Origin of the sequence: Mycolicibacterium brisbanense, assembly GCF_001570425.1 — a bacterium.
Classification (GTDB): domain Bacteria; phylum Actinomycetota; class Actinomycetes; order Mycobacteriales; family Mycobacteriaceae; genus Mycobacterium; species Mycobacterium brisbanense.
In genome coordinates this window covers 43,181-63,093 of sequence record NZ_BCSX01000056.1, presented here as the reverse complement: position 1 = coordinate 63,093, position 19,913 = coordinate 43,181, and the positions used below count along the sequence as shown (strand labels likewise).

Here is a 19,913-nt window from a genome sequence, read left to right as displayed (position 1 = left end):
TTACTGTTTGTCCGCCGCATGCGAGGCCAGGGTGCCGAGGTGATGACGGCCCTTGACGAAGTACCACACGAGGCCGAGGCCGAGGATGACGCCGATGTAGACGAACGCGCCCCACGTGTTGTACCAGGGATCGCCGTAGATGGCCACGCGCGGCCAGGCCAGGTTGACGGCCATGCCGACGCCCCACAGCACGGCGAAGATGTTGACCGCCAGACCCCACTTGCCCATGGTGAAGTAGTTGCCTTCCTTGAGGTCGGCCGGCGGCCACTGACCTTGCAGCCGCTTCTTGAGCATCGGGCCGGTCACCATCAGATAGGCGAGGTAGATCATGATGATGGCGATCGAGGTCAACACCGTGAACACCTTGGGCTGACCGAGGTTGATCACGAGGATCAACGCGGCGATCACACCGATCACGACGGCCGGGACCACCGGGGCCTGCGTCTTGGGATGGACGCGAGCCAGCTTCTCGCCGAACGGAAGAGCGTTGTCGCGTGCCATCGCGAACGTGAGCCGGATCGCGGCGGTGTGCACGGCCAGGGAACACACCGTCACTGCCACCACGATGCAGATCAGGAAGATCTTGCCGAGCGGACCCCACATCACCTTCTCGACGATGTACTGCAGGCTGCCGTCCGGGCTGCCCAGCAGTGGGTCGTTGAGATCGGGTGCGGACATGACGGCGAACACCAAGATGGCCCCACCGATCACGAAGGACGCCAGGATCGCCCGCAGGATGGCCTTCGGTGCGGTGCGGCGCGGTTCGACCGTCTCCTCGCCCAGCGAGCTGGCCGTGTCGAAGCCGTACATCACATACAGAGATGCCAACGACGCCACCAGGAATGCACCCATGTACCCGCCGGGCAGATCCGCACCGTAGCCGTGGGTGGAGAAGAACACACTGGGACCACGCTTGATGTTGAACGCCAGGATGACCGCGATGAGCACCGCCGCGATCAGCTCGATGAACACACCGGCGCTGTTGATCATCGCCATCAGCCGTACGCCGAAGGCGTTGATCGTGGTAGTGAAGGCGATCAGGATGACACCCAGAATGATTGCGTTGGCGGCGAAGTCGTACTTTCCGGTGCCGTCACCGATCATCTGGAAGCCGCTCCACAGCCGGGGCAGGTTCAACTGCAATGCCAGCACCACCGCCGACAGCGTGACGATGGACGCGGTCAGCATGAGCCAGCCCGAGCTCCACCCGACGATGCGGCTACCGAGCTTCTTCGACCAGTTATAGACCGACCCGGCGACCGGATACTTGGCGGAGAGCTCCATGAAACACAACGCGACAGCCATCTGGCCCACGAAAACCATTGGCCACGACCACAGATAAGCCGGACCGGCATTGCCGAAGCCGACATAGAAAAGCTGGAAGGTGCCGGTCAGGATCGAGATGTAACTGACCCCGGCCGCGAAACTCGCGAACTTGCCGATACTGCGGTCGAGGGACTCCTTGTAGCCGAAGTCCTCCATCCCACTTTCATCGGCTTGACTGTCTGACCGAATTGACATGGTGGTGCATCCTTCGAGAGAAGTGGTGGGTTATTCGCCGTTGAACCAGCCCGCCACCGACGGCGAGGTGCTGTTCCAGATGTGTTTGATCTCTTGGTATTCGGCGAGCCCCGTCGGTCCGAGCTCGCGGCCGTTCCCCGACTTCTTGAAGCCGCCCCACTCGGCGGCCGGAGTGTAGAAGCCGAAGTCGTTGATCCACACCGTGCCCGCCCGCAATGCGCGCGCGACGCGTTCGGCCCTTGCCGGGTCCGCGGTGCGGACACCGGCGGCAAGGCCATACGGTGTGTCGTTGCCCAGCTCGATCGCCTGGGCCTCGGTGCTGAACCGCTCGACGGTCAGGATCGGACCGAAGGTCTCCTCGGTCACCACCCGCATGCTCCGATCACAGTGGTCGAAGATGGTGGGTGGATAGAAACTCCCTGCCGCGTACTTGGGATCGGTTGGCCGCGCACCCCCGGTGACCAACTTTGCACCCTCGGAAATCCCCAATGCCACATAGGATTCCACCTTCTCTCGGTGTGCCATCGACACCAACGGCCCGGTCTCGCTGCTCTCGTCCAGACCGTCGCCGAATCGGATCCGCTCTGCCCGCGCGACCAGCGCCGCGACGAACTCGTCGGCGATGGACTCCTCGATGATGAGCCGCGTGCCCGACGAACAGACCTGCCCGGAGTGCATGAAGACACCGGTCAGCACCCGATCGACGGCGATGTCGAAATCGGTGTCTGCGAACACGATGTGGGGATTCTTGCCACCGAGTTCCAGTGCGACGCGGGTCGCGTGGGCGGCCGCGGTGCGGGCGATCGACGTACCGGTGGCCGCACCGCCGGTGAACGAGATGAGGTCGACCTCGGGCGTATCGGTCAGAGCGGCGCCGACTGCGGCGCCGCTGGCCTGGATCAGGTTGAGCACACCCGCCGGAACACCGGCCTCCTCGGCCAGCCGGACCAGCACGATGGTGCTCAGCGGGGTGACCTCGCTGGGTTTCGCCACCATGGTGCAGCCGGCGGCCAGCGCAGGCGCGATCTTCCAGGCGATCTGCAGCAACGGGTAGTTCCACGGCGCGATCAGGACACACACCCCGACCGGTTCCCGCACCACCCTGCTGATCACCGTGGGGTCGCCGACGTCGACGACCCGGTCGGCCTCCACCGCCGCCAAGTTGGCGTAGTAGCGGAACACCGAGATCACATCGTCTATGTCGATGTGGCTCTCCCGCAACGTCTTCCCCGTATCGAGGGTCTCGATGCGGGCGAGCTCGTCACGGTCGCGGGCCAGTAGATCGGCGATCCGGTCGAGCACCGCCGCGCGTTCGGCGATCGGCGTGTGCGGCCACGGTCCGCTGTCGAAAGCCGTCCGGGCCGCGGCCACGGCGGCGGACGCATCCGCCGCGGTGGCCTCGTCGACGACAGCGACCACCGTGCTGTCCGCCGGGTTGACGATGTCGCGCGTGCCGCCGCCGCCGGCATGCACCCACTTTCCGTCGATGTAAAGGCTGGGCTGCATCGTCATCCCGATATCGGACATCAGCTACCCCTTCGACTGGGTGTCGCCCAATTTGGCCAGCGTCCACTCGTGGAATTCCCCGATGTGGTGCTCGGCGGGTACCAGTACACCCCCATTTCGGTACGCCCGTGAGGACATTGCGGGTTGTGTACGTTCACAGGCTTCGAAGTCCTGCTGGTTGACCCGGTGGAACAGCTCCATCGAATGCTCGACGTCTTTGCCCGACGCAACCACATCGGGCACGTACAGCCAGTCGCATTCCACGATGGTGCGGTCGTGGGCCATCGGGAACATCCGGTGCAGGATCACGTGATCGGGTACCAGGTTGATGAACACCGTCGGCCGCACCGTGATCGCGTAGTACTTGCGGTCCTGGTCTTCGGTGACCCCGTCGATCGTGTCGAAACCGGCGCGGCCGTCGATGGTGAAACCGTCGATGTCCTCACCGAATGCAGCGCCGTGCCCGACGAAGTACTGCGCGGCCAGACCGTCGGCGAACTCCGGCAGCACCTCGGTCAGCTCGGGGTGGATGGTGGCGCAGTGGTAGCACTCCATGAAGTTCTCGACGATCAGCTTCCAGTTGGCTGCCACGTCGTAGACCACCCGACGGCCGACGGCCAGCTCGTCGATGTGGTAGTGGTCGATGGCGGCAGGGTCGCCCAGTCGTTGGGTGACCGCACCGATCACGTCGTCCTCGAACGACGGCGGTTCGTCGGCCAGGCAGACCCACGCGTAGCCCAGCCACTCACGCAGAGCGACCGGCACCAGACCGTATTCGGTGCGGTCGATGTCCGCACCGTCCTCGCCCTTGAGCGTGCCCAGGTTGGGGGCCGCGACCAGCTTGCCGTCCAGCCCGTAGGTCCAGGCGTGGTACGGGCAGCGCAGATGCCGCTTGACCGCACCCGAGTCCTCGGTGCACAGCATCGCCCCGCGGTGCCGGCAGATGTTCAGGAATGCGCGCAGCTGCTTGTCCCGGCCGCGGACGATCAGCACACTCTCCCGGCCCACCTGGACCTTGCGGAAATCACCCGGTTCGGGCAGGTCGCTGCTGCGCACGGAGCAGAACCACATCTTCTCGAAGATGTTCTCTTGTTCCGCCCGGAAAATTTCCGGGTCCCAGTAGTATTCGCCGCCCAGGGTGCGAACGAGGGTCCCGCCTTCGGGATTGGTTCCTGCGGCTGCAGGTATGGGGTTGTCGATTGTCGTCATGATTTCACCAACCGTCGTGTGTCGAAGAGTCCGATGGGATGGGCTGTGTGGCGAGATCGGCCGATATCTCGCCGACCGCTCGTACGAATTTGGCTCCCTGACCCGACAAGCCGCACGCCACAAGGACATTGGCGTAGTTCGGATGCCGCGTGATCACGAGATGTTCGTCGGGGGTTTTGGAGTACATGCACATTGCGTTGCGCACATCGCGTAGTGGCCTCCAATTCGAGGTATTTTGTTGCTGACAACGCAACACGTGCGTCCTCCGCATCAATGATTGCGTATGGCCCAGGTCATGTCAACGGGTTGACGTGAGGCGGCTCACAAGAGCAGACTGTTGCGTAATAAGAACATGTTGCGTCTATCGCAACGACGAAAGGACTGTGGCTGTGGATGCGTCTTCCCTGCCGTCGACCGAGCCCGTCAGCGCGTCGACGTCCGGCCGTACCGTCGTCGGACAGCTCGATGCGCTGCCCGTCGGCGAGGTGCTCACCGTGCAGTTAGAGGGCCTTGACCCCATCACGATCTTCCATACGGACTCCGGCCTGTTCGCCATCGACGACACGTGCACTCATCAGGATGCGTCGCTGGCCGACGGTTGGGTCGAGGATTGCACCGTCGAGTGCCCGCTGCACGAATCCTGCTTCGACCTGCGCACCGGAGAGGTGTCCGGACCGCCCGCGAAAATCGCGGTACGCACCCACCGCGTCGGCGTCGAGGACGGTCAGATCTGGCTCGAAGCGAGCGCATCATGAGCCACCCGACATCGGTCGTCGTGATCGGCGCATCCCTGGCCGGCCTGTCCACGGTCCGAGAGCTGCGCGCCGCGGGCTACGAAGGACGGGTCACCGTCGTCGGCGACGAGCCGCACATGCCCTACGACCGTCCGCCGCTGTCCAAGGAGTATCTGACCGGCGAGCCGTCGCTCGAGCTGGCCGAATCAGCTGACATCGACGCGCTGCGAGCCGAGTGGGTGCTGGGCCGCGCCGCAGTCGGGCTGACCTCCGATTCGAGCGGCGGGCATGTCGTGACACTCGACGACGGCGCCACCTTGTCCGCCGACGCCGTCGTATTGGCCACCGGAGCGCGGGCCCGCTCATTGCCGGGTTGCCCGGCGCTGCCCGGTGTGCACACCCTGCGCACGGTCGACGACGCCCGCGCGCTCCGCAGTTCCCTCGAGAGGGCGCAGCGGCTGGTGGTCGTCGGTGCGGGCTTCATCGGGGCAGAGGTCGCCAGCACCGCGGCCGGCCGCGGCATCGACGTCACGGTCGTCGAGATGTCCACGGCGCCCCTCGTCGGGATCTTGGGCGAAGAGGTCGCGGCGGCGTGCACGGCGCTGCACGGGCAGAACGGCGTCACCTTGTTGACCGGTGTCTGCGTGTCCGGAGTCACCGGCAAGGACCGGGTGACGGGCGTGCTGCTCGACGACGGCACCGAACTGCCCGCAGACGTGGTCGTCGTCGGTGTGGGCGCGGTCCCCAATACAGAGTGGTTGACGCATTCGGAGATCACCATCGAGAACGGCTTCCGGACCGACGACTTGTGCCGTACCGGGGCACCCGGTGTGTATGCCGTCGGTGACTGCGCGACGTCGTTCAATGTCCACCTGGGGGCACACCACCGCAGCGAGCACTGGACCAATGCCACGCAGCAGGCCCGCATTGTGGCCGCCGCGATCCTCGGCACGCCGCCGGCCCCGCATGCCGCGCCGTACTTCTGGTCCAAACAGTATGGGCGCCAACTGCAGTTCGCCGGACACCGGCAGCCGGGCGACGTCGTCCGGTTCGTCGACGGCGACGCGTCTGCAGCATCGTTCGTAGCGCTCTATGAACGCGACGGTGTCGCGACGGCGGTGTTCTCGATGGACAATCCGCGGTTGTTCACCCGGCACCGCAAGCTCATCGAACGCCAGCTCGCCGAGCAGGTTGCCGCCCGCACCGCGGCGGTCAACGCCGCCGTGCACACCGCGGGGCTGGAAGCCGGAGCGCCGTCAGAAGAGCTCCGCGGCGACCTTCAGAGTTACGAGCACGGCGCGATCGACGCCGATGAGCTCGTGCGCCGCACTGCTTCCCGGATCACCGCGATCTGAGAAGGTCATGCCCCGTCGGTCCGGTTATGTCGATCCCACGACGGGGATACTGACCAACCTGGTGCATGCCCGCACCATCGCCGAACTGGTGTCAGCCGAGCACGATCTCGTCACCGTCCGGCACATCCAGCTGTCGGAGCATCCGCTGCCCGGAGATTTCGACCTGGAGCACCTCAAGGCGATCCACCGCCATCTGTTCGGAGACGTCTATCCGTTCGCCGGACAGCTGCGGACCGTGGACATCTTCAAGGCGGGCAGTACCAACCAGTTCGCGCCTGCGCGAACGCTGGTGGCCGCCGCAGCGCACGTCTTCGTCCGGATCCAAGAGGACAATTACCTGTGCGGCCTGGACCGCGACGAGTTCGTCGAAGGACTCAGCCGACACTTCACCGCGATCAACCGGCTGCACCCGTTCCGGGAGGGCAACGGCCGCACCCAACGGGTGTTCCTGCAGTACCTCGCCGAACATGCGGGCTACCAACTCGATTGGTCACGGATCGACCGGCGCGACCTGCTCGCGACGTGCCGCGACCGCACCCTGGAAGCGCGATGCTTGATGGACGCCGTGACACTCCCCCAGAGGGAGTTCGCGGGACCGCGTGCGCCAGAACAATACTGACGCCGCGGCGGTGACCTCGACCAGAGCAATCCAGGTGGCAGCTGTCATCGCCTCGGCGTGTGTGGTCCCGCCCGGCGCGCCATGGTGATGACCCGCCGGCATGGGCAGGTGCACCGCGATCATGGCGAGATTCATCAACGCGACCGTCGTCCACGCCCGCAGCGTTCCCCGCACCCACAGATCGCGGGCGCAGAACAGACACCCGACGAGCATCGCCGCAGTGAGAACCGCGGCGACGCTCGTCTCGGAAATCAGGGAAACACCGTGCAGTGCAGCCGAACACGCCGCGAGCACCGCACAGAGCCTGCGCCCGAAACGACTCACTTGAACAGTTCCTGCGCGGCCGTCGCCCGGGCGATCCACTCGTCAGGAGGCCGCGGATCCTCGTACTCGTCGTGCCAGTTCCACCATTGATACGGCGGCGTCTTCGGGTACCCCTCCGGCGAATCCTCCCAGTCTTCCTGCCGCCCGAGCGCGGTGATGTCAAGGTAGCTCCAGGTGTTGCCGAACACTTCGTCGCCGCGGTTGTCCACGAAATAAGTCCGGAACACCGACTCGCCGTCGCGGATGAACGCATTGGTGCCGTGCCATTCGTCGACGCCGAAGTCGGAGTCGAAACTGTCGGTGATGGTGTACCACGGGATATCCCATCCCATCCGCTGCTGCACCCGTGCGATGTCGGCCTGCGGCGCCCGGGACGCGAACACCAGTGTCGTATCGCGTGCGTTGAGATGCGCCAGGTTTCCGACATGGTCGGCGACCATCGAGCATCCGCGGCAGGCATGTTCGGGCCAGCCGTATACGCCGGGCTCGAAGAACGCCCGGTACACGATCAGCTGCCGTCGCCCGGCGAACAGATCGAGCAGGCTGAGCTCGCCGTCCGGCCCGCGGAACACATAGGGCTTCTCGACAGCCAGCCACGGCATCCTTCGCCGTTCGGCGGCCAGCGCGTCACCGGCTCGGGTGTGCTCTTTCTCTTTCACCAGCAGGCGCCGCCGCGCCGCGTCCCACTCCTCGGCTGTCACGATCGGAGGTGTGTTCATTCTGAATATCCTTTCTCTTCAGGGTAATTGGATAAGTCCTTCGGCACCGAGCCCATACGACCGGTGCTGCGGTGCGGTGAGGATTTCGAGGATCGCCTTGCCGGCCTGCTCAGGAGTGAGGACCGCGCCCCGGCGCGCCACGAACGTGTCCGGGTCGACACCCGCCGCCGCTGCGTACGCTGCAACGGCCGCGAACCCGAGGTCGGTGGCCGGCGTCAACTGCGGCAGCACCGACACCACATTGATGCCGAACCCCGACTGTTCCGATTCACCTGCGCCGTAATCGGCGATGAACCGGACGGTGGCCTTCGCTCCCGCGTAGCCCCCGCTGAGCGGAGAGCCATTGAGCGCGGCGCCACTGGAGAAGGCGATGACCGTGCTGCCCGGCGCCAGCGGACGCTGCAGTGCCTGGCGGATCCAGTGAAACGCCTGCGCCACATCGACATTCCAGTTCTCGCTGAAGCTCTCCCAGGTCTGTTCGGTGAGCCTGCCCATCCGCGGGGCCGCGCCGGCCGCCAACACGACCACGCCGGGGTGGTACCGGTCGATGAGATGGGCGGCGGTCGCAGCGTCGGCGGCGTCTGCGCACACAGGCGTGAACCGGGCGCCGAGTTGTGCACCGACGTCGGCAAGTTGTCCGGCGCCACGGGCCACGCCGATCACGTGAGCACCGGCACCGACCAGAGCAGTCGCGACGCCGCGGCCGAATCCTCGGCCCGCACCCGTCACGATCGCCGTGGTGGCGGTGATATCGAATGTCGTCATATCTATTGAGACGCCGGGAACGCCGAAAACTGGGCGCGGCGACCGCGACAAGTTTTCGCCTCGCCGCGTGTCTCTATGTATGTGGAACTGATCGCGCGGGCCCGTGCCGGTGATGGCGCGGCGTTCCGGGACCTCACCGAGCCACACCACCGGGAACTGCAGGTGCACTGCTACCGGATGCTGGGCTCGGTGCAGGACGCCGAGGACGCCGTGCAGGACACGCTGCTGTCGGCGTGGCAGAACCTCGACGGGTTCGAAGAGAGGTCGTCGGTCCGTACGTGGCTCTACCGGATCGCCACCAACCGCTGTCTCAACGCGCTGCGGACGGCCAAGCGGCGCCCGGCCAAGGAGTGGGACATCAACGAGATCGAACCGCCCGAGCCGACACGGCTGAGCGAAGTGGTTTGGCTGGAGCCATATCCGGACGCACTGATACCCGAGGCGTCATACGAACAGCAAGAGACCATCTCGCTGGCCTTCATGACGGCCCTGCAATTACTGGCACCCCGCCAGCGCGCCGTGCTGATCCTGCGTGACGTGCTCGGCTATCACGCCGACGAGGTTGCCGAGATTCTCAGCAGCACAGTCGATTCCGTGAACAGCGCGCTGAAACGCGCCCGCGCGGGGTTGCGCCAGGGGCTCCCGTCCGCCACCACGCCGCCCAAACCGGGGTCCCCGGCCGAACAGGTGTTGGTGGACAGGTTCGTGCGCGCCTACCAATCCGGTGACGTCGACGGTCTGGTCGCGCTGCTCACCGAAGACGTCACGATCTCGATGCCGCCCGTGCCGCTGGAATACCAGGGCCGCGATGTGGTGGCCCGCTTCTACGCCGCGGTCATGCGGCCTGGGCGGCACTACGACCTGGTGCCGACGCGCGCGAACCGGCAGCTGGCGTTCGGCTCCTACCATCGGGGCGCGGGGGGTGCCCGGCATGCCGCGGGGCTTCTGGTACTCACGCTCGACGGGGACCGCATCAGCGCCATGACGCGCTTCGACAGCAGTGTGCTGCCCTGGTTCGGGCTCCCGCTGTCATTGCCGTGATGTGACGGCGGCCACACCACCCGACGGCGGTGACAACCGTCATATGTCCAGGAGGCAAACGGTACTTAGTGTCACTATTATTATTTGCGCTATGGGTCGGGAAGCTCTGAATGGCGACACGGTGCGGGCGGCCGTCGAACAGTCGCGCGGCAGCATCGAGGACTACGTCCTCGCCGACGGCACCATCGTCGTGCCCGACGGCGTGATGATGACGTCGTTCCTGGAAGGCAACCGAGCGGCGTTCGGCGATGCACCGGCCTACCGATTCGTCGATTACTCGTCGGATCCCGACGGAAAAATCATCGAGCTGAGCTGGAACGGCCTGTGGTCGCAGGTGCGGTCGATAGGTGCCCGCCTGCAACAGGTGACCTCGCCGGGAGACCGGGTGGCCATCCTGGCGCCGCAGGGCGTCGACTACGTGTCGGCGTTCTTCGCCGCGGTGCATGCCGGCAACATCGCCGTCCCATTGTTCGCTCCCAGCCTCGCGGGTCATGCCGAACGCCTGGCCGCGGTGCTCGCCGACGCCAAACCCACCGTCGTGTTGACGACCACTGCGGCGTCGGAATCCGTAAGGAGCTTCCTGCGCACCCTGCCCGCTGACGAGCGGCCCCGCATGATCGCGGTGGATGCCGTCCCCGATTCGCTCGCGGCGATGTTCACCGCGGTAGCGCGCGATACCGACGACGTCGCTTACCTGCAATACACCTCGGGCTCCACACGAACCCCGGCCGGCGTCGAGATCACCCACCGCAACGTGTGCACCAACGTGATGCAGATGATCCTGGCCGGCGATCTGGAAATGGGCATCCGCGGCGTGAGCTGGCTGCCGCTGTACCACGACATGGGCCTGATCATGATCATGTTCCCGGCGTTGTGCGGCAACCACATCACGCTCATGGACCCGATGGCGTTCGTGCGGCGGCCGTACCGCTGGATCAAGCGCCTCGCCGAGGAATCCGCCACCGGCCCGACACTGGCCGCCGCGCCGAACTTCGCGTTCGAGCTGTGCGCGCAGCGCGGTCTGCCGCCCAAGGGCGAGTCGATCGACCTGAGCAATGTCGTCACGCTGCTCAACGGATCCGAGCCGGTGACCATGTCCTCGATCGAGGAGTTCAACGCCGCGTTCGCGCCGTACGGGCTGCCCGCGACGACGGTGAAGCCCTCCTACGGGATGGCCGAGGCCACGCTGTCGGTCGCCAGCATCGCACCCGATGAGACAGCGAGCGTCATCTACCTGGACCGCGACCAGCTCAACGCCGGGCACGCTGTTGTGGTCGACGCCGATGCCGACGGTGCCGTGGCGCATGTGTCCTGCGGTCGCGCGATTCCCAACCAGTGGGTGGTGATCGCCGGCACCGACGGTGACGAGATGGCGGACTGCCACGTCGGCGAGATCTGGTTGCACGGCAACAACATCGGTCGTGGCTACTTCGGCAGGCCCGATGAGTCGCAGCGGGTGTTCGGCAACAAGCTGCAGACCCGTCTTGTGGCGGGTAGCCATGCCGAGGGTGTCCCTGACAACGGATTGTGGTTGGCCACAGGCGATCTCGGCGTGTACGTCAACGGCGAGCTGTACGTGACCGGCCGCATCAAAGACATGATCATCGTCGACGGCCGCAACCACTACCCGACCGACATCGAGACCACGGTCAGCGAGGCATCGCGTGCCGTGCGCTCGGGTTACGTCGCGGCGTTCTCGGTCCCCGGTGCGCATGGCGAAGAGCTGGTCGTCGTCGCCGAACGCGCCGCGGGCGCCGGCCGCGCCGAGCCGGGCCCGATCGTCGACGCCGTCCGCGCCGCGGTCTCACGCCACCATCAGGTCCGCGTGGCCGACGTGCGGATGGTCGCCGCCGGCGTCATCCCCCGCACGACCAGCGGCAAGCTGGCCCGGAATGCTTGCCGCACTGAGTATTTGGCGGGCCGATTCGACCGCTAGGTCCTTGGGCTTACGCGCCGAGGCTTACTCGCCTCGACAAGCGTCTCGCGCAGCGTTGATTTGACGTCGGCGCTCGGAGACAAGGTAGTCGACTGAGCCGAGCCGCAGGCCGACAGTTTCGCTGTCGAATCCGCCGGCCCGCAGCAGCGTCGTGGCCCGCTGTGACACGCCGCCCTGCTGGATCCCGAAATGCGCCATCAGATCCTTCACCTGCATGCCACCCGCCGGGTAGCGGAAAAGGTTGTTGGCCTTGCCGATGATCCACACCACGGCGCCGGCAACAGTTTCCACCCGACCGCGGCCAAAGCTGGTCGGGTCATTGGCCGCAACGCGCGCGAGCAGCCGCCGGCATGCAGTGCGGTATTCGACGTCGAGTACCTGCTCGCAGCAGCGGTCGGTGAGCGTGAGAATATCCCCCACTCGCGAGGCCGCTTCGCCGGCGATTCCATCCCAGCGGAACGGTTCGTCGGGTAGCGGGGCGTCATCGAGATGGTCGAGCTCGTCATAGCCTCCAACGCATGCCGCGAGCTCATCAAGCTTCCGCTGTCGGTGGTCCATCCCCATATCGATGCCGAGCTGGGCGAGCAACGCCTCAGGGCCTTGCAGACCAGGGTTCCGGACTTCACGCTGGTATTGCGGTTCAAAGGCATCGATCGCAGCAAGCGCCTCATCGGTCCATCGTGGGCCGATGCCGGCCTCCGTATGCGCGAACGCTACATACGCCCGCAACAGATTTGGCGCCTTGGCCAAGTGGTCCGCGGCAGCAACGACCTTGCGCGGAAGCCAATCGGCCAGCAGCATTTCGACCTTGACGTTGCTCCAACGCAACGGGTCCCCGGAACCATAGTCGGTGCCGAACCACAACAGCGTGTCCAACAAGTCCCGATGCTCGTCGTCATCGAACCGCTGTCCGTACGGGGAAGCAAAGAATTGGCGCGCCAAACGCTTCGATTTTCGCGAATCCCATTCCGGGGTGCGATGTCCCACCCCGCCGGTCGGCAGTGTCCTGGTTACCCATTCGACCAAGGCGCGGCAGCCCGGCCAGCTCTCAGATTCGAATGGTGGGATCGTCATGGTCGCCCGTTGGATTCCCTCGTCGACCCAGGCCCGAGTATCTGCGAGGGTCATATCGTCCCAGCGAGTGCCGTCTTCGGCCGCCTGCCGTGACATTGACATGATCTGGTCCATTGAGACGGGGAGCACGAACGCATCCTTGACCAGGGTGCCGACGTTGTGGTCGATGTATACGACGCACGTGAACTCGTGCCCGCTGGCCAACCGTGCGGCGATCATGATGTCATCGCCATCCCCGAGCTCGTGACTCATCCGGACCACTCGGCTCACCGTCGGCGACGAAAGCTCTGCCAGCCAAGGGGTTTCAGGAGCGGGCCGCTTAGTGAGTTCGCGCCGAATACGAGCGCGCAACACATCGTTGCCGGCAGACATCTCCGCGATCACAGCGAGCAGCGCCGTCGTCTCGGGACACGGGACACCGATGAATGACTCGACCAGCTCGTCGAGTGTCGGTCCGCTGCGCTCCGACGGGGCGAACGGATTCTCCTGACGCTTGTCAGTGGCGCACAGCAGCATGCTCGCCATCGACAGCAGATTCAGCGGATCCGGGTCAGCCAAGGCACGGCCCACATCGGTGAGCAGGTCGGGCCCGTCACCAGCGCGCCCCCGCCGGCTGCCTCTGCCACCCTTGCTGGACATGTTCGACACCCTAGCGGGAGGTGCTACCGCAACACGTGGCCGCGCCGATGGTCGCGCAACTCTTCTTCAGATATATGGCACCGTCGGACGTACCGTACACATGTGGAGAAGACGACCGTCCGCCTGCCTGATGACCTCAAAGCGGCAGTCAAACGCGCTGCCCGGGAGCGCGGGGTATCAGAGGCTGAGGTGATCCGGGAGTCGATCAGGGTGAGTGTGTCGACAAAGAAGCCGCGACCACGAGGCGGTCTGTTCGCCGGTCCGGAGCCGTTGGCAGGCCGCGCAAATGAGCTTCTCGAAGGCTTCGGCGAGCGGTGATCGTCGACACGAGAACAGATCAGCCTCGGGGAGGCCTCGAACGTTGTTTTCGCTCAGCGGTACCGCAACATCGCGACGCTCGACAGCCGCGTTTCGACGTTCTGCGACCGATCGGCGGCGGCCGATTCACCGTTGGTGCTAAGCACCCGTGGACGGGCTGGCGTTGACGTACGCATCCAGGACGGGCAGTACGTCGGGGCACATGTTCTGCGCCGCCGCAACGACGACGATCGCGGTCTCGTAGGACGCGTAGCCGCTGCGTGCGACGAAGTTCATCGCCGTCGGCACGCCGGCACCACTGCGCAGCAGTCGGCAGGTCATCTTTCCGGTGTCGATCACATCGGAGATCGACGAGTAGTACACGCCGCGATCGTCGAGTTGAGCCACGTAGTCGTACTGGTCAGCACCGGCGGGTGCGGCGAGAGCCATCGGGATGATTGCACTGACGGCGACAGCGGCCATCACAACGCCGGTACCTGCGAGCTTGTTCATTGCGGCCCTCCTTGACCTGTCCGAATCGCCCGCATATGCGAGCCGCACAGAATGACAGAGGCCACCGACAAGACTCGCCCGTCGCCGCATCCCGGTGTTTGTCGGAGCCGTCGTATATACAGTTCGGTTCAGTTCGTTGCGAGCGACAAGGGGCAGTGCAGTGATCACCGGTGAGTTGAAGAGCAAGGTCGACCGCGTTTGGGACGCCTTCTGGTCGGGCGGTATCTCCAATCCGCTGGAGGTGATCGAGCAGATCACCTACCTGCTGTTCATCCGACGCCTCGACGACTTGGACACTCTCGCGGAGAATCGCGCTCGCCGTACCGGCAAAGCCGAGGAGTTACGGTTCGGGGCCGACCAGCAAGACTTGCGATGGTCTCACTTCAAGAACGCTGAGCCGGCGGTGATGTTCAGGACGGTCTCCGAGAAGGTGTTCCCGTTCCTGCGCGCGCTCGGCGGCGACGGCTCGACGTACTCCGAGCACATGCGTGACGCGCGTTTCACCATCCCGACCCCGGCGCTGCTGTCGAAGGTCGTGGACATGCTCGCTGACATCCCGATGGCCGATCGCGACACCAACGGCGACCTGTATGAGTACATGCTGTCGAAGATCGCCAGCGCGGGCCAGAACGGGCAGTTCCGCACACCCCGGCACATCATCAAGCTGATGGTCGACATGACCGCACCGCAGCCTACCGACGAGATCTGCGATCCCGCGAGTGGCACCGCGGGGTTCCTCGTTGCGGCGTCGGAGTATGTCCGCGAACAGCATCCGTCGGTGCTGACCGATGCCTCACAGCGGAAGCACTTCCACGCCAGCATGTTTCACGGTTACGACTTCGACAACACAATGTTGCGCATCGCGAGCATGAACATGCTGATGCACGGCATCGAGTCCCCCGACATCCGCTACCGGGATTCCCTCTCTGAGGGCGCCAGTGAGGACGCCGAGAAATACACGCTGATTCTCGCCAATCCCCCATTCGCCGGCTCACTTGACTACGAGGCCACCTCGAAAGATCTCCAGCGGGTGGTCAAAACCAAGAAGACCGAACTGCTCTTTGTTGCACTGTTTTTGAAGCTGCTCAAGCCCGGCGGCCGCGCCGCCGTCATCGTGCCCGACGGCGTACTCTTCGGATCATCCAAGGCGCACAAGGAGCTTCGCCGCGCACTGGTTGAGGATCAGAAGCTCGACGGCATCGTAAAACTGCCGTCGGGTGTATTCAAACCGTATGCCGGTGTCTCGACGGCAATTCTGCTGTTCACCAAGACCAACTCTGGTGGCACGGACCATGTGTGGTTCTATGACGTAACCGCCGACGGATATTCGCTCGATGACAAGCGGAACCCTGTCGAGGCAAATGATCTTCCGGATGCACTGTCTCGGTGGGCGTTACGTTCTTCGTCCGAATTGGACCGGGCCCGCACCGAGCAGTCGTTCTGCGTGCCAAAAGCCGACATCGTCGCTCAGGACTATGACCTGTCGCTCAACCGCTACAAGGAGACCGTGCACGATGAGGTCGAGCATCGACCACCATTGGAGATCATCGCTGAGATCGAGAAACTGGAAGGCGAGATCGCTGCCGGACTTGCCGAGTTGAAGGCGATGCTATCGTGAAAATGGTTTCATTCCTTGAAGCCCTTGGGGACGCCACCGGCGGCAACCACAAGGTACCTCGTTCCGAATACCGCCAATTGGGACAACTGCCGGTGGTCGACCAAGGCAAGGCCCTGATCTCCGGCTATACAAATGACAACAGCCTCGCATTCAGACATCATGGGCCAAACATCATTTTTGGTGACCACACCCGTACAATCAAGTACATCGATTTTCCGTTCGCAATGGGTGCAGACGGTGTAAAAGTCCTTCGCGCCCGCGGCGGATTCGATCCCAAGTTTCTCTACCACTACCTCTGTACAGTTTCCCTGCCGGACGCTGGTTATTCACGCCATTTCAAGTTCCTTAAAGAGATTCAAGTTCCTAAACCCCCACTCGACGAGCAACGCCGCATCGCTGCCATCCTCGACCAGGCGGATTCGCTTCGCACGAAACGCCGTCAAGTCCTCGCAGGCTTCGATGAATTGTCGCAGGCAGTCTTTCACGCAACCTTCGGCGATCCAATCACCAATGAACGGAATTTCCGCGTCCGACGGCTTCAAGATTGGATTGATCCAAACAGGCCAATCACGTACGGCATCCTTAAGCCGGGCCCCGACGTCGACAACGGAGTCCCGTATGTCCGAGTCGCCGACATGAAGAACGGCGGCATCGATGAACAGGCGATGAGGAGAACATCTCCAGCAATCAGCGACCAATACAAGAGATCACTACTGCAACAGGGAGATCTTCTTATGTCGATTCGCGGACACGTTGGCCGTTTCGCCTCCGTTCCTGAATCTCTGGCAGGCGCCAATATCACACAGGACTCGGCACGGCTCGCGATAGCCGAGCCTGCTTCAGCCACATATGTCCGCGCAGCCATGGAGATGCCCAGCTTCCAGCACTGGATGGCACGCCGCACAAAGGGCGCCGCCGTCCAAGGGATCAACCTCGGTGACGTGAAGGAAGCACCGATCCCGTCGCCACCGCTGCAACTGCAAAGAAACTTTGCCGCCGTGTTGAGCAGTATTCGCTCGCAGATAGACCGGTCCCGAGCACAACTCGTAGATGTTGACACCGTCTTCGCCTCCCTACAATCCCGCGCATTCCGAGGCGAGCTATGACGGCCGAACCGTCGCAGCTCGAAAGCTGGCCGGCCTTCGCGCGCCCCACACTGGTCGTGCTGAGCGACGGCCAGACTTGGCGCACCGCAGAACTTTTCGAGGCCGTCGCTGACGAAATGCAGCTCACCGACGCGCAGCGTGCCGAGACTCTCAGTTCTGGACAGCTGCGTGCTCGAAACCGCGTGGGTTGGGCACTGTCAGCCCTCACGCGCGCCCAGGCGGTGACGAAAGTCCGCAACGGCTACTCCACCATCACCGACTTCGGGAGACGACTGCTCGAGGAGCACCCAGTCAACATCACCGAGGAAGCGCTGGAGGCGATCCCTGAGTACCAGAACTACCAACCGAAGGCCCGCCGCCCCACCGCGGCGGAAGCTGAAGAAGGCCCGCCATTGTGGTTCGTCGGCGCCTACTACGGTGACAACGATGGTGGAGATCAAACGGAATCGTTTATCCAACAGGGCATTTGGCGGAATGGCTACTCCGACAGATACTTCGATGAAGTAAACTCGATGCAGCCGAACGAGCGGATCGCGATCAAGGCTGCCTATACACGTTCTCGTCGCGACGACCTGGACTTCGACAACAAGGGCCAGCGGGTGTCGGTAATGGCCATCAAGGCTACCGGCACCATCACCCGCAACCACGGCGACGGCCGCACGGTCGACGTCGCGTGGGACCCACAAGAGCGACCTCGCGAATGGTACTTCTACACCAACCGCCGAACGGTATGGAAGGTCCTGCGCGGCGATTGGCAGACGGACGGTCTGATCGACTTCACCTTTGACGGGGTCGATCAGGACATCGATGTCTTCCGCAATTCCCCGCACTGGCGGGAGCGATTTGGCGACGACGCGACACCCGCAACACCAGATGACGATCACGCCGACAGTACCGAAGAAGAAAACCCGTCCGAGAGCGAGATCTACGCGGTCGACAACATCATCAGCGAAGGTTGTTTTATCCCCCGAGATGCCTTGGACGAGTATCTCAACGCCCTCACATCCAAGAAAAACCTGATCCTGCAAGGACCGCCGGGCACTGGGAAAACGTGGCTGGCCAAACGCCTCGGCTATGCACTGATCGGAGAGAAGAACCGAAACTACCTGCGCATCATCCAATTCCATCCCTCGACGTCCTACGAAGACTTCGTGCGTGGTTGGCGCCCGAGCGCCGACGGCAAGCTGGTCCTCGCCGACGGAGTGTTCCTCGACATCGTGGAGAGCGCACAGGCTGACCCTGGCCACAACTACGTCCTGGTCATCGAGGAGATCAACCGCGGCAACCTCGCCCAGATCTTCGGGGAACTGCTCACGCTGTTGGAGAGCGAGAAGCGGGTCCCCTCCGAGGCGATCGACCTGACGTACCGGCGCGACGGCGAAGGGCCACTGCACGTGCCGGAGAATCTGTACATCATCGGCACGATGAATTTGGCAGACCGATCCTTGGCGATCGTCGACTTCGCGTTGCGGCGCCGCTTCGCCTTCGCAGACCTGGAGCCCATGTTCAACAACACCTGGCAGCACTGGGTATCAATCCACAGCGGGATCCCAACTGATGAGCTGGCATCGATCGCCGTCCGTATCGGTGAGATCAACGCATCGATCACCGCGGATCGATCGTTGGGAGAGCAATACCGAATCGGCCACAGCTTCTTCACCCCGCCAACGACCCGCAAGATCACGAATACCCGGGATTGGCTGCGTCAGATTGTGCAGCGCGAGATCCGGCCACTGCTGGCCGAATACTGGTTCGACGCACCCGATCGCGTCGACAGGGAGACCGCACGCCTGCTCGGTGAATCTACGTGACCGGCGTCGTCTTCAGTGGCAAGACCGAGATTCCGGTGCGCAATCTCTGGCTGCTCATGCTCTACGCATCAGAGCTCTATGCCAGCAACGCTGACGTACGCGACGCCGGAGCCGAGCACCGTCCGGACGACTTGCCCGATCTCGTTGCAGAGATTCTCGCCCAGGCGGTCGAACGCCGTCTGCAACGCAGTCTAAGCAGGTCCTACATCGGACGGCGTCAGCCGCTCACACGCGTGAGAGGCCGCATCGACGTACTCGAAACAGAATCAGCGCAGCTACTTTCCCGCGGGCAGATCGCCTGCAAGTACTCCGAGCTCGCGATCGACAACCCCGTCAATCGTCTCGTCTACGCCGGCCTGATCGTCGCCGCGGCGACCGCCCGGGACACAGACCGCGCCCATCGCTGCCGCCAGCTTGCTGGGATGTTGCGGCTGCAGGGCGTGACAGCAACACTGGCCAGCCGGTCCGACGCTGACTCGATCACCCTGGGACGCAATCAGGTTGCCGATCTAGACGGGGTTAACGCCGCACGTCTGCTGCTGCGAATGGATATCCCCAGCGAGGACACCGGTGCCGCACACCGGATGTCAGCGCTACGCGATGCCGCCGACATCCGCCACCTGTACGAAACCGCTGTCCGCGGCTTTTACCGCGCAACTCTGCAACCGCCTTGGCGCGTGCGCGCCGGTGAAACCGTGCACACCTGGCCCCTACATGAGCAATCTGCCGGCGCGCTGGCGATTCTGCCGGTGATGCGCACCGACACGATGCTCGAACGACCAGACCGCCGCATCATCGTCGAGACAAAGTTCGCTGATGCTCTCAAAACCAACCGATTTGGGACACCGAGGCTTTCGCGCAATCACATGTTCCAGCTCTACGCCTATGTGCAGTCACAACATAATCGCGACCTCCTCGGTGCGACGGCGGAAGGGGTCCTGCTCTATCCCGTGGTCCACGCCGATGTCGACGAGTACGCCGTGATCGGCGGGCACCGGTACCGGTTTATCACGGTCGATCTCGCCGCTGAGACGCCAGCAATCAGAGAACGCCTGCTATCGGTGGTTGCCGACCAGGACTGACTTTGCCGCAGTCGCATCGCATCGACCCCTCACAGCGACGTCAG

The 19,913-nt window shown here is 64.0% G+C and carries 17 protein-coding genes and 1 pseudogene; 10 read left to right on the top strand and 8 right to left on the bottom strand.

Translation table 11 applies throughout. The features are described from left to right. The 4 genes and pseudogenes from RMCB_RS33015 to RMCB_RS36750 form a co-directional block, all read right to left on the bottom strand. On the bottom strand, positions 1-1,521 hold the full coding sequence (locus tag RMCB_RS33015) for an APC family permease (RefSeq protein WP_062832077.1): 1,521 nt from the start codon (positions 1,519-1,521) through the stop codon (positions 1-3). A 30-nt stretch (positions 1,522-1,551) separates the two neighbouring features. Then, positions 1,552-3,048: an aldehyde dehydrogenase family protein gene (locus tag RMCB_RS33010; RefSeq protein WP_407662167.1), complete on the bottom strand. Its 1,497-nt coding sequence runs from the start codon at positions 3,046-3,048 to the stop codon at positions 1,552-1,554. A 3-nt stretch (positions 3,049-3,051) separates the two neighbouring features. Then, positions 3,052-4,236 (bottom strand): aromatic ring-hydroxylating oxygenase subunit alpha, encoded by a 1,185-nt coding sequence (locus RMCB_RS33005; protein WP_029371933.1) that lies wholly within the window; start codon positions 4,234-4,236, stop codon positions 3,052-3,054. Next, a pseudogene (locus RMCB_RS36750) lies at positions 4,233-4,432 on the bottom strand (N-methyl-L-tryptophan oxidase); the annotation flags it as partial. The gene RMCB_RS33005 and the pseudogene RMCB_RS36750, both read right to left, overlap by 4 nt. A 208-nt stretch (positions 4,433-4,640) precedes the next feature. On the opposite strand from RMCB_RS36750, the gene RMCB_RS32995 reads away from it, so the two are divergent. The 3 genes from RMCB_RS32995 to RMCB_RS32985 are packed head-to-tail and all read left to right on the top strand — an operon-like array spanning position 4,641 to position 6,944. Beyond that, positions 4,641-4,991 carry a bifunctional 3-phenylpropionate/cinnamic acid dioxygenase ferredoxin subunit gene (locus RMCB_RS32995; protein WP_036425331.1) on the top strand — a complete coding sequence of 117 codons (351 nt, stop codon included), beginning with the start codon at positions 4,641-4,643 and terminating at the stop codon, positions 4,989-4,991. Next, complete coding sequence (locus RMCB_RS32990; protein ID WP_201028382.1) at positions 4,988-6,325, top strand: FAD-dependent oxidoreductase; 1,338 nt, start codon at positions 4,988-4,990, stop codon at positions 6,323-6,325. The genes RMCB_RS32995 and RMCB_RS32990 overlap by 4 nt, the downstream gene beginning before the upstream one ends. Positions 6,326-6,332: 7 nt before the next feature. After that, positions 6,333-6,944: a Fic/DOC family protein gene (locus RMCB_RS32985; protein ID WP_165606358.1), complete on the top strand. Its 612-nt coding sequence runs from the start codon at positions 6,333-6,335 to the stop codon at positions 6,942-6,944. Positions 6,945-7,264: 320 nt separating this feature from the next. Here RMCB_RS32985 and RMCB_RS32975 read toward each other — a convergent pair whose 3' ends face one another. Both RMCB_RS32975 and RMCB_RS32970 read right to left on the bottom strand, forming a co-directional pair. Next, positions 7,265-7,987: a DUF899 domain-containing protein gene (locus RMCB_RS32975; protein WP_029371926.1), complete on the bottom strand. Its 723-nt coding sequence runs from the start codon at positions 7,985-7,987 to the stop codon at positions 7,265-7,267. A gap of 18 nt (positions 7,988-8,005) precedes the next feature. Beyond that, positions 8,006-8,752: an SDR family oxidoreductase gene (locus RMCB_RS32970; protein WP_062832074.1), complete on the bottom strand. Its 747-nt coding sequence runs from the start codon at positions 8,750-8,752 to the stop codon at positions 8,006-8,008. Positions 8,753-8,827: 75 nt separating this feature from the next. Between RMCB_RS32970 and RMCB_RS32965 the strand changes: the two genes are divergently transcribed. Next, complete coding sequence (locus RMCB_RS32965) at positions 8,828-9,793, top strand: sigma-70 family RNA polymerase sigma factor (protein WP_062832073.1); 966 nt, start codon at positions 8,828-8,830, stop codon at positions 9,791-9,793. Positions 9,794-9,884: 91 nt separating this feature from the next. Next, the gene (locus RMCB_RS32960; RefSeq protein WP_062832072.1) at positions 9,885-11,729 is read left to right on the top strand and encodes a fatty acyl-AMP ligase; all 1,845 of its coding nucleotides are present in this window, start codon (positions 9,885-9,887) and stop codon (positions 11,727-11,729) included. A gap of 24 nt (positions 11,730-11,753) precedes the next feature. On the opposite strand, the gene RMCB_RS32955 is transcribed toward RMCB_RS32960, so the two are convergent. Beyond that, positions 11,754-13,328: a DUF6398 domain-containing protein gene (locus tag RMCB_RS32955; RefSeq protein ID WP_131805601.1), complete on the bottom strand. Its 1,575-nt coding sequence runs from the start codon at positions 13,326-13,328 to the stop codon at positions 11,754-11,756. 216 nt (positions 13,329-13,544) lie between these two features. Between RMCB_RS32955 and RMCB_RS32950 the strand changes: the two genes are divergently transcribed. Further along, a complete protein-coding gene (locus RMCB_RS32950) occupies positions 13,545-13,760 on the top strand; it encodes a ribbon-helix-helix domain-containing protein (RefSeq protein WP_072278589.1) in 216 nt (71 codons plus the stop codon). A 138-nt stretch (positions 13,761-13,898) separates the two neighbouring features. Here the strand turns inward: RMCB_RS32950 and RMCB_RS32945 are convergent, their stop codons facing one another. Further along, on the bottom strand, positions 13,899-14,252 hold the full coding sequence (locus tag RMCB_RS32945; protein WP_062832070.1) for a DUF732 domain-containing protein: 354 nt from the start codon (positions 14,250-14,252) through the stop codon (positions 13,899-13,901). Between the two features lie 160 nt (positions 14,253-14,412). Between RMCB_RS32945 and RMCB_RS32940 the strand changes: the two genes are divergently transcribed. From RMCB_RS32940 to mcrC, 4 genes are read left to right on the top strand one after another with little or no spacing between them, the layout of a single operon-like run. After that, positions 14,413-15,870, top strand: a complete 1,458-nt coding sequence (locus RMCB_RS32940) for a type I restriction-modification system subunit M (protein ID WP_062832069.1) — start codon at positions 14,413-14,415, stop codon at positions 15,868-15,870. 2 nt (positions 15,871-15,872) lie between these two features. Then, the gene (locus tag RMCB_RS32935; protein WP_072278588.1) at positions 15,873-16,976 is read left to right on the top strand and encodes a restriction endonuclease subunit S; all 1,104 of its coding nucleotides are present in this window, start codon (positions 15,873-15,875) and stop codon (positions 16,974-16,976) included. Then, positions 16,973-18,787, top strand: coding sequence for an AAA family ATPase (locus RMCB_RS32930; RefSeq protein WP_062832067.1), 1,815 nt, complete (start codon positions 16,973-16,975; stop codon positions 18,785-18,787). The genes RMCB_RS32935 and RMCB_RS32930 overlap by 4 nt, the downstream gene beginning before the upstream one ends. Further along, complete coding sequence (mcrC, locus tag RMCB_RS32925; RefSeq protein ID WP_234792330.1) at positions 18,784-19,869, top strand: 5-methylcytosine-specific restriction endonuclease system specificity protein McrC; 1,086 nt, start codon at positions 18,784-18,786, stop codon at positions 19,867-19,869. The genes RMCB_RS32930 and mcrC overlap by 4 nt, the downstream gene beginning before the upstream one ends. The last annotated feature ends 44 nt before the right edge of the window (positions 19,870-19,913 follow it).

Excerpts from the sequence above, each read along its gene's own strand:
- RMCB_RS33015 (WP_062832077.1), bottom strand. The coding sequence starts at position 1,521 with ATGTCAATTCGGTCAGACAGTCAAGCCGATGAAAGTGGGATGGAGGAC.
- RMCB_RS33010 (WP_407662167.1), bottom strand. The coding sequence starts at position 3,048 with ATGTCCGATATCGGGATGACGATGCAGCCCAGCCTTTACATCGACGGA.
- RMCB_RS33005 (WP_029371933.1), bottom strand. The coding sequence starts at position 4,236 with ATGACGACAATCGACAACCCCATACCTGCAGCCGCAGGAACCAATCCC.
- RMCB_RS32990 (WP_201028382.1), top strand. The coding sequence starts at position 4,988 with ATGAGCCACCCGACATCGGTCGTCGTGATCGGCGCATCCCTGGCCGGC.
- RMCB_RS32985 (WP_165606358.1), top strand. The coding sequence starts at position 6,333 with ATGCCCCGTCGGTCCGGTTATGTCGATCCCACGACGGGGATACTGACC.
- RMCB_RS32975 (WP_029371926.1), bottom strand. The coding sequence starts at position 7,987 with ATGAACACACCTCCGATCGTGACAGCCGAGGAGTGGGACGCGGCGCGG.
- RMCB_RS32970 (WP_062832074.1), bottom strand. The coding sequence starts at position 8,752 with ATGACGACATTCGATATCACCGCCACCACGGCGATCGTGACGGGTGCG.
- RMCB_RS32965 (WP_062832073.1), top strand. The coding sequence starts at position 8,828 with ATGTATGTGGAACTGATCGCGCGGGCCCGTGCCGGTGATGGCGCGGCG.
- RMCB_RS32960 (WP_062832072.1), top strand. The coding sequence starts at position 9,885 with ATGGGTCGGGAAGCTCTGAATGGCGACACGGTGCGGGCGGCCGTCGAA.
- RMCB_RS32955 (WP_131805601.1), bottom strand. The coding sequence starts at position 13,328 with ATGGCGAGCATGCTGCTGTGCGCCACTGACAAGCGTCAGGAGAATCCG.
- RMCB_RS32945 (WP_062832070.1), bottom strand. The coding sequence starts at position 14,252 with ATGAACAAGCTCGCAGGTACCGGCGTTGTGATGGCCGCTGTCGCCGTC.
- RMCB_RS32935 (WP_072278588.1), top strand. The coding sequence starts at position 15,873 with ATGGTTTCATTCCTTGAAGCCCTTGGGGACGCCACCGGCGGCAACCAC.
- RMCB_RS32930 (WP_062832067.1), top strand. The coding sequence starts at position 16,973 with ATGACGGCCGAACCGTCGCAGCTCGAAAGCTGGCCGGCCTTCGCGCGC.